Genomic DNA, 4001 nt, shown 5'->3' on the forward strand with positions numbered 1-4001 from the left:
GCGACGAAGAACAACGACGTCGAACTGGCCAAGTCGAACATCATGCTGATCGGGCCGACCGGCTCGGGCAAGACGCTGCTGGCCCAGACGCTGGCGCGCATCATCGACGTGCCCTTCACTATGGCCGACGCCACGACCCTGACCGAAGCCGGTTACGTGGGCGAAGACGTCGAGAACATCATCCTGAAGCTGCTGCAGGCGTCGGACTACAACGTCGAGCGGGCTCAGCGCGGCATCGTCTACATCGACGAAATCGACAAGATCAGCCGCAAGTCCGACAACCCGTCGATCACCCGCGACGTGTCGGGCGAAGGCGTGCAGCAGGCTCTGCTGAAGATCATGGAAGGCACCGTCGCCTCCGTGCCTCCGCAGGGCGGCCGCAAGCATCCGCAGCAGGAGTTCCTGCAGGTCGACACCGCCAACATCCTGTTCATCGTCGGCGGCGCCTTCGCCGGCCTGGAAAAGGTGATCTCGGCGCGCGGGGCAGGGGCCTCGATCGGCTTCGGCGCCAAGGTCAAGGAAATTGACGAACGCCGCACCGGCGACATCCTCAAGGGCGTCGAGCCGGACGATCTGATGCGTTTCGGCCTGATCCCCGAGTTCATCGGCCGTCTGCCGGTTCTGGCGACGCTGGAAGATCTGGACGAGGCGGCGCTGGTCACCATCCTGACCGAGCCCAAGAACGCCCTGGTCAAGCAGTACAAGCGTCTGTTCGAGATGGAAAACGTCGCCCTGACCTTCACCGACGACGCCCTGTCGGCGGTGGCCAAGAAGGCGATTACCCGCAAGACCGGCGCCCGCGGCCTGCGTTCCATCCTGGAAGGCATCCTGCTGGAGACGATGTTCGAACTGCCCACCTTCGAAGGCGTCGAGGAAGTCGTGGTCAACGCCGAGGTGATCGAGGGGCGCGCCCAGCCGCTGCTGATCTATTCGGAAAAGAACAAGAAGAAGGCCGACGGCGCCGCCTGACGCCGCTGTCTTGCTGATTGAAACAGGGGGCGGGTCCGGTCGGGCCCGCCCTTTTTCGTGGCGTGGCGGTCACGGCTTGACCATGCGCCTGTGGGCGGTCTGGCGGCCACGCTTGAACGTCGGTGCGTCAGACCCACATACTGCCTCGAACGCCGCCGGAATTGGCGGACCGAGTCGAGACGCCGGAGCATCTGCCGAGGCCCTTTGCCCGGTGGGCCGGAGATCAGCGAAGGCCCTGGAAAGTACGCATCATGTCTGACCCGAAAACCCTTCCCGTCCTGCCGCTGCGGGACATCGTCGTCTTCCCGCACATGGTCGTGCCGCTGTTCGTCGGCCGCGAAAAGTCGGTCAAGGCGCTGGACGAGATCATGAAGGGCGAGAAGCAGATCCTGCTGGCCACCCAGAAGAACTCGACCGATGACGACCCCTCGCCGGACGCCATCTATCCGATCGGCGTGCTGGCCACGGTGCTGCAACTGCTGAAGCTGCCCGACGGCACGGTCAAGGTGCTGGTCGAGGGCAAGTCCCGCGCGCGCCTGACCCGGTTCACCGACCGTCAGGAATTCTATGAGGCCGAGGCGGTCGAGATCGCCGACGACGCCGGCGACCCCGCGCAGGCCGAGGCGCTGGTCCGCGCCGTGGTCGAGCAGTTCGAAAACTATGTGAAGCTCAACAAGAAGGTCCCGCCCGAGGCCCTGAGCGCCATCCCCCAGATCACCGAACCGTCCAAGCTGGCGGACTCGGTCGCGGCCCACCTGTCGGTCAAGATCGTCGACAAGCAGGCCCTGCTTGAAACCATCGACGTGCCCGCGCGCCTGGAAAAGGTCTATGGCCTGATGGAGGGCGAGATCAGCGTCCTGCAGGTCGAAAAGAAGATCCGCTCGCGCGTGAAGCGCCAGATGGAGAAGACCCAGCGCGAATATTATCTGAACGAGCAGATGAAGGCGATCCAGCGCGAGCTGGGCGAGACCGACGACGCGCGCGACGAGATCATTCACTTCGGTCTGGAGAAGGTCAAGGAACGAATCATCGAGTATCTGGCCGTCCAGGCCCGCACCGGCAGCCTGAAGGGGCCGATCCTGTGCCTGGTCGGCCCTCCTGGCGTCGGCAAGACCTCGCTGGCCAAGTCGATCGCCAAGGCGACCGGCCGGGAATACGTCCGGATGTCGCTGGGCGGTGTGCGCGACGAGTCCGAGATCCGTGGCCACCGCCGCACCTACATCGGCTCCATGCCCGGCAAGATCATCCAGTCGATGAAGAAGGCCAAGACGACCAACGCCTTCGTCCTGCTGGACGAGATCGACAAGCTGGGCTCGGACTGGCGCGGCGATCCGTCATCGGCCCTGCTGGAAGTGCTGGATCCGGCGCAGAACTCGACTTTCGGCGACCACTATCTGGAGGTCGACTATGACCTGTCCCAGGTGATGTTCGTCACGACGGCCAACAGCCTGAACATGCCTCAGCCGCTGATGGACCGGATGGAGATCATCCGCGTGTCCGGCTACACCGAGGACGAGAAGGTCCAGATCGCCAAGCGTCACGTCCTGCCCAAACAGCTTCAGGATCACGGGCTCAAGGAAGGCGAACTGGTCATCCCGGACGAGACGATCCGCGACCTTATCCGCTACTACACCCGCGAAGCCGGGGTGCGCTCGCTGGAACGCGCCCTGGGCGGTCTGGCCCGCAAGGCCGTGCGCGAGATGGCCAAGACCAAGGTCGCCTCGATCACCGTGGACGCTGAAAAGCTGGCCGAATACGCGGGCGTGAAGAAGTTCCGCTATGGCGAGACCGACGAGGAGGATCAGGTCGGCATCGTCACCGGCCTGGCCTGGACCGAGTTCGGCGGCGACATCCTGACCATCGAGGCGATCAAGATGCCGGGCCGCGGGCGCATGACCGTGACGGGCAACCTTAAGGACGTGATGAAGGAGTCGATCTCGGCCGCCGCCAGCTATGTGCGAGCGCGGTCGCTCAGCTTCGGCGTCAAACCGCCGGTGTTCGAGAAGACCGACATCCACGTCCACGTGCCCGACGGCGCCACGCCCAAGGACGGCCCGTCCGCCGGCGTCGCCATGACGGTGGCCATGGTCTCGGTCCTGACCGGCATTCCGATCCGCAAGGACATCGCCATGACTGGCGAGATCACCCTGCGCGGCCGGGTCACCGCCATCGGCGGTCTGAAGGAAAAGCTGCTGGCGGCCCTGCGCTCGGGCGTGAAGACCGTCCTGATCCCGCAGGAGAACGAGAAGGATCTGGCCGACGTGCCCGACAATGTGAAGTCGGCGCTGGAGATCGTGCCCATTTCGACCGCCGACGAGGCCCTGCGCTGGGCCCTGACGGGCGCCCTGACGCCGGTGGAGTGGGACGAGGCGGCCGAACCGTTGCTTCCTGCCGCCGCCGCGCCCGGTGCTGACGGGACCAACGTCGTCAGCCACTAGGTCTGATCCAGGCTCTGAACGAGAAACGCGACCCTGGGCGTCCCGGGTCGCGTTTTCTTTTTGACGGCCGGCGTGGCGAAGGCGCCTTGAACGGACCGTCGATGGCGGGCAAGAGAAGCGACCGTTTCGACGGAAAGGGCGGCTAGCTCAGCTGGTCAGAGCACCTCGTTTACACCGAGGGGGTCGGGGGTTCGAACCCCTCGCCGCCCACCACCTTCCCGGCATTCGTTGGTTAGATTTTCTCGCAACGCAGCGTGTCGCCCGGCGCAAAGGCTCCGTCCCGCGCGCGCCACCATTCGATGGTCATGACTGTGGACTGGTAAAGGCGTAGACGAACTGCGTCGCACGCTCCTCGCCGGATATGATCTTGTCCCATGTCAGGTCCTGGCGTTCGCCCCGCTGACGCTGAAACACGCGAACACCGGAGGCGCTGCCGACGACAGGATGCGGAAGTTCAGCTGAAAAGCGAGCGGTCGCCCGACAGAACCAGATGGCCCTCGCAAGACCAGTCGCCCTTGGAAGGGAGCGGATATCCGAGGAAGGTCAGTCGCTGGTGTGGCGTCCGGTGCTGTGGCCGGGGCGGGGGAGGCGATG

2 protein-coding genes and 1 tRNA gene are annotated in these 4001 nt (G+C 64.9%); all 3 read left to right on the forward strand.

Annotated elements, in window-relative coordinates:
• Positions 1-969: ATP-dependent Clp protease ATP-binding subunit ClpX (gene clpX / locus EON91_RS14245; RefSeq protein WP_292096035.1), on the forward strand; the 969-nt coding region annotated here is incomplete at its 5' end.
• 251 nt (positions 970-1220) lie between these two features.
• Positions 1221-3407 (forward strand): endopeptidase La, encoded by a 2187-nt coding sequence (lon, locus tag EON91_RS14250; RefSeq protein WP_292096036.1) that lies wholly within the window; start codon positions 1221-1223, stop codon positions 3405-3407.
• Between the two features lie 136 nt (positions 3408-3543).
• A tRNA-Val gene (locus EON91_RS14255) sits at positions 3544-3620 on the forward strand.
• Positions 3621-4001 lie beyond the last annotated feature (381 nt).

The organism is Brevundimonas sp., from assembly GCF_004210735.1.
In the GTDB taxonomy this organism is placed as follows: Bacteria; Pseudomonadota; Alphaproteobacteria; order Caulobacterales; family Caulobacteraceae; genus Brevundimonas.